A 4,491-nucleotide genomic window follows, 5' to 3' on the forward strand; every position below is an offset into this window, starting at 1 on the left:
TTCATACACACAGTCAAAGCACGAAGGCAAAGTGCCGGTTAGCTGTGGTCCATTAGCATCCATAATATAAATTTAGAATGGGAGTACTCTTATATTTAAATATTGCAAATGAATCAGACGAAGACGGCGTAATATTATCTAGATGCTTTCTAGAGCAAGTAATCTACAATTGGAACCTAATTTTCAAACATGAAAGCTTTTTGACAAAAGGAGAAATAGAATCTATATACCCAAATGAATGTGGTGAGGTTTATATAGCTAACACAACTAGCTTGACAGCAGATAAAAGAGAAGAATATTTAGAAAGATTAAGAGAAATGATGAGGGGAGAGGCAGGAATGGGATACGAACGAGAGTTTTTAATCCGGGAAAAAATTATCAGCGAAGAAATAGCTGATAGAGCAAGAGATCCCATCACTCTTCTTCATATAATTCGAAAGATTGAATTTTATATGAATGATAATAGGGAGCAATTACCTCTTATTCATAAAGTATACAAGTCGGAAGAAGATTTACTCTTAGATGATGATGTATTATACTTACTAATAGATGGTATTCAGTGTAATGTGGAAGGGGATTTGTATTATGAAGATGATTATTTAAAACTGCGGAATAAAATAAGAATTAAAAGTTATGGTGAGCATGGAGGTAAATTCAACTTTTATGTGGAAGTAAATCCGATCGTAAGAATTGGAGGGACAGATTATCTTACTAAAACTATAAGTAAAGCAGAAGAATTTGCAGAGGAGTTCAATAGAATAACTACTTTTCTTGAACAGGCTATTGTAAGTAACAGGAAGGTTTTGTGGGAATATTGTTAAAATAAAAGCTACGGATGCTAACACCACGCCCAAAACGACAACCGGCCTTGCTTCACCGCATGGCTATACCGCAACGGCTTGGCTGCGTGGGCATTTGATTCGTTATGGGGCATTGAGATGAACAGTTATAACAAATATTTGAGGTTAGAGGTCATCTGGAAAGATGAGGATATGCTTGAATTAAAAGTCTCTGTAAATAATGGCCGTTATTCAGGGATTACAGAGGTATATGACCAAAAAGAGCTTTTAGCAGATTTCGCAAATAGATTACTTGGTTTTCCAAAGGGTGAAGAAATTCTTTTACACTCTGCTGGAGAAAAGAATAGCTATGCCTATTTTGAAATGAGATTTTACCAGTTAGACCCAACAGGGAAGATTGGTGTACAAATTACATTAGAGGAAAATGTGGCTACAAAATATAGGGAGAGTGAAAAAGATAAGCTTATCTTAGAACTGATAGTAGAACCTAGTGCAATTGATAAATTTCAAAAAGCATTAATTAGACTTGCAGAGGTAGAGGAAGGAGTTGCCGAGTTAATAGGAATTGAACAATAAAAAACGCCCCATAACATTAAATACGGACGACAACCCTGGCACAGCCGCACAAAGCTCAGCAAGAGCCGAGGGTATGCGAGTATTCTGGCTACATTGGGTGCCAGCAGAAATAATGAAAACGAAAATAGTAGACGGGTGAGCAACTGACGACTTAATTCACTGATTAATCCATTAGAGAAGCTTAACCAATGAGATCAAAGATGATTATATGACCAAGCTGATAAAATCACCTGTGACGGCTGACAAAATTCTGGAACTTTGGAAATTTGGTAAGGTTCCGGATTGGCGACCATTGGAAACAGAACATGAGAAGCATGAGTGGTTACGAGCGTGTCTTGATTGGACAGGGCTTCCAACGACAAGTATAGGTAAGTTTAATTATCGGATTGACTCGAACCAAGTAGTAGAGGAAATAGATTTCTATTGTTTAATTGGGGAGGTGTTTTTTGGCTATAGGGGTTACTTTGGATTTGGTCCTCATGCGTTCGAGGATTGTTTCATTGAGATATACAATCACGTGAAAGGTCAGCCGCTCGTAAGCCCTGGTGCAAGAGTTACGATAGTTGACCATCAACATTTAGCAGACATACTAAACGAAAGTTATCCAACCCATTTTTCTAATATTATTGAGGTTTTTACTAAGTATGGATTTGAAGTTAATTTAGAATGAGATATGCGTCTGGATTGTCAACCTCAAGAAGACAAGAATGAGCAAGTAAAAACGAATTATAAACAAAAAGGCCGGTCACCCAACATCAGCTTCGACCGCCAACCAGCCCTTCCTCAGCTCAGGGCAATACCTCAGTGGGACTGGTATGAGGGAAGCCATGCTACGTTGGGCGTAATCAGAATAATATCATAACTACATAAAATGAAAAGACTCTCTCTTTTGATCCTTAGCTTTACTTGCTTGCTATTAGCCTGTAAAAAAGAAGACACTGTCTCACCTAAAGATCTAATATCGGGTCCTTGGAACTCTTATGAAGTAGGCACTCCACAAACGGGATTTACCCCTGGCTTTATTATGGGTTTGACCATTGCTTATGAAAGTGGCATCACTTTCTCCGCTGATGGGACATTCACTGCCCGATATGTGAATACACAAGACGGTATCTGGATGCCAGATGGACCTCCATTGGGTACTTATCTAATCCAGGAAAATGGTAATATTCTTCTTACCTACTTTCCTAAAACTAAAGATGAGACAACCTTAGAGTTACAGGTAGTGAAACTAGATAAGCAGCATTTGTGGTTTAAGCGCCAACTTTTTGGTGTAGAAAGTGAATGCCATTTAGAAAGAGCCAACTAGAGCGCAAGTACTACGCCCAACACCAGCTTCTATCGCCAACTAGCCCTTGCTTAGCTCAGGGCTACATCGCAGTAGGCTAGTATGCGAGAAGCTTTGTTAAATGTGTATGCAACTAGAGAAAAGATGAGAGTATTATTGATTTCTGTTTTGTTCCTTCTTTCATCATTCAACCTTGACAAGAAGGAATGTAAAAAAATACAAATTGTGCCATTTGAAGGAAAGAATGGTAAATCAGATAAATTTCAATTATCCAAAGTCGTTCGCCAAAGATTTGAAGAGTTGGGCTATCAAATTATTGAAAAAGAAGCGCAATTTTCATCTGATGGAGATTGTCAGTACCTGCGTTGCCTGATTACTCATTCAGAAAATTATTGGCAATTGAAGAATGATGTTGTGGAATTGCAAATCGTTGATAAGAACGGAAAAGAAGTTAAAACATATCGAGGGCATACGGGTGAAGTAGTTATGACCTTCAAGTCAGGATATACGGCAGCTACAAATGAGGCCTTGAATCAAATTAAGCCTGAAGACCTCGAAAACAAATAAAAGCTGCATACAACACCAAATCTACGACAACCAGCCTTAACCTCGGCGCAACGCTACAGCACAAAGAGCTTGGTTTGCGAAGGTTGTTGGCTCATTATGTTCAATTAAGAAATATTGATTAAAAGCAAAAAAGTGGCTCTCAAGCAATGAGTAGATTTAAAGAGATAGATTCGAAATTGGAAAAATTAAGCAATAAGTTAAATGCCCGCTTGAGTAAGGATAGACCAGATTATCCAGAAGCCCTTCGAACTTTTGAAGAACGAAGGATAGATTGGGAAAGCGATGATATCCGAAGATCTATCATTATTCAACCTACTTTTGAGGTTACAGGTGTCAATTCAACCATTTGGAATTTTATTGCAATAGCCTGGAAGGAGGAAGGATGCTTAAAACGAAGATGCATCAAGGGATTAGTTGAAGAAAAAGATTTTACAGAAATAGCTCAAAACATTGATATTTTATTAGAGGAGTCTGAAAAGTTACTCACCAGAATTTCAGACAAAGATTTAATTTAATTAGAATAAAAACTGAACATAACACCATTCACAACCGACCATTGGCCTGCTGACGCTCAAAGCCTTAACATGAAGGCACAGTGGTGGGTGCTCTTGGTTCGTTAGGGCAACGTTAAAAATAGATGAGACGGATTCTGAACTTATACATAATATTTCTTTTGTTAACATCTTGTAAAGAAGATGAAAAAGGCCATTACTTGACAGATAAAGACTTTGTATTAATATCGGATTCAACTTCTCCAGATAAGAAATTCATAATAGTAGAATATCAATTTGACCACGGTGGGCATGGATACTCAAGATTATTTTGGGCAATTACACCATTGGATTACAAAACGCTTGATTTAAGTGACTATAAACTTCCTGACGGTTATAAAGCAAAAGGGTGGAACGAGGATAATTCAGTGCTGATTGAAAAATGGGAGCCGTATTACTACAAACAGGAAAGTGTTAATCTAAAAAGCGGGGATGTTTACAAAGGAATTAGTATTCGTATAATAAATGATAAAGAATAAAAACGTTGCCTAACATCGGCTTTAGACGGCCAGCAGCCCGCCAAACGCATAACGCTGACACAAAAGGGCTGCCGTCGTAAAGCTGTGTCCATTATGGGCAAGCGGAAATAAAAATGACACTGGTTTGTTATTGAGAATGTATCAAAAGGATATGTATAGATTAACTCTTATTATTGTATCCGTCCGGTAGAGTAGCCTTGATTTGTGATGAGCAGTGCTCCTAACTTTAG

Annotated in this window: 8 protein-coding genes; all 8 read left to right on the top strand. The window is 37.8% G+C overall.

What is annotated here, in order from left to right; all coding sequences use genetic code 11:
• Positions 1-77: 77 nt before the first annotated feature.
• The 8 genes from Q0590_RS36660 to Q0590_RS36695 all read left to right on the top strand — a co-directional run bounded on the left by Q0590_RS36660 (position 78) and on the right by Q0590_RS36695 (position 4,261).
• On the top strand, positions 78-821 hold the full coding sequence (locus tag Q0590_RS36660; RefSeq protein WP_302042654.1) for a hypothetical protein: 744 nt from the start codon (positions 78-80) through the stop codon (positions 819-821).
• A 78-nt stretch (positions 822-899) separates the two neighbouring features.
• Positions 900-1,376, top strand: a complete 477-nt coding sequence (locus Q0590_RS36665) for a hypothetical protein (RefSeq protein WP_302042655.1) — start codon at positions 900-902, stop codon at positions 1,374-1,376.
• Between the two features lie 208 nt (positions 1,377-1,584).
• Positions 1,585-2,046, top strand: coding sequence for a barstar family protein (locus Q0590_RS36670; RefSeq protein WP_302042656.1), 462 nt, complete (start codon positions 1,585-1,587; stop codon positions 2,044-2,046).
• A gap of 3 nt (positions 2,047-2,049) precedes the next feature.
• A complete protein-coding gene (locus Q0590_RS36675) occupies positions 2,050-2,238 on the top strand; it encodes a hypothetical protein (protein ID WP_302042657.1) in 189 nt (62 codons plus the stop codon).
• 9 nt (positions 2,239-2,247) lie between these two features.
• Positions 2,248-2,685, top strand: coding sequence for a lipocalin-like domain-containing protein (locus Q0590_RS36680; RefSeq protein ID WP_302042658.1), 438 nt, complete (start codon positions 2,248-2,250; stop codon positions 2,683-2,685).
• A gap of 81 nt (positions 2,686-2,766) precedes the next feature.
• Positions 2,767-3,231 carry a hypothetical protein gene (locus Q0590_RS36685; protein ID WP_302042659.1) on the top strand — a complete coding sequence of 155 codons (465 nt, stop codon included), beginning with the start codon at positions 2,767-2,769 and terminating at the stop codon, positions 3,229-3,231.
• Between the two features lie 146 nt (positions 3,232-3,377).
• Positions 3,378-3,746: a hypothetical protein gene (locus Q0590_RS36690; RefSeq protein WP_302042660.1), complete on the top strand. Its 369-nt coding sequence runs from the start codon at positions 3,378-3,380 to the stop codon at positions 3,744-3,746.
• 122 nt (positions 3,747-3,868) lie between these two features.
• Positions 3,869-4,261, top strand: coding sequence for a hypothetical protein (locus tag Q0590_RS36695; protein WP_302042661.1), 393 nt, complete (start codon positions 3,869-3,871; stop codon positions 4,259-4,261).
• The last annotated feature ends 230 nt before the right edge of the window (positions 4,262-4,491 follow it).

This window comes from Rhodocytophaga aerolata, assembly GCF_030503435.1.
Taxonomy (GTDB): Bacteria; Bacteroidota; Bacteroidia; order Cytophagales; family 172606-1; genus Rhodocytophaga; species Rhodocytophaga aerolata.

Excerpts from the sequence above, each read along its gene's own strand:
- Q0590_RS36660 (WP_302042654.1), top strand. The coding sequence starts at position 78 with ATGGGAGTACTCTTATATTTAAATATTGCAAATGAATCAGACGAAGAC.
- Q0590_RS36670 (WP_302042656.1), top strand. The coding sequence starts at position 1,585 with ATGACCAAGCTGATAAAATCACCTGTGACGGCTGACAAAATTCTGGAA.
- Q0590_RS36675 (WP_302042657.1), top strand. The coding sequence starts at position 2,050 with ATGCGTCTGGATTGTCAACCTCAAGAAGACAAGAATGAGCAAGTAAAA.
- Q0590_RS36680 (WP_302042658.1), top strand. The coding sequence starts at position 2,248 with ATGAAAAGACTCTCTCTTTTGATCCTTAGCTTTACTTGCTTGCTATTA.
- Q0590_RS36685 (WP_302042659.1), top strand. The coding sequence starts at position 2,767 with ATGCGAGAAGCTTTGTTAAATGTGTATGCAACTAGAGAAAAGATGAGA.
- Q0590_RS36690 (WP_302042660.1), top strand. The coding sequence starts at position 3,378 with ATGAGTAGATTTAAAGAGATAGATTCGAAATTGGAAAAATTAAGCAAT.
- Q0590_RS36695 (WP_302042661.1), top strand. The coding sequence starts at position 3,869 with ATGAGACGGATTCTGAACTTATACATAATATTTCTTTTGTTAACATCT.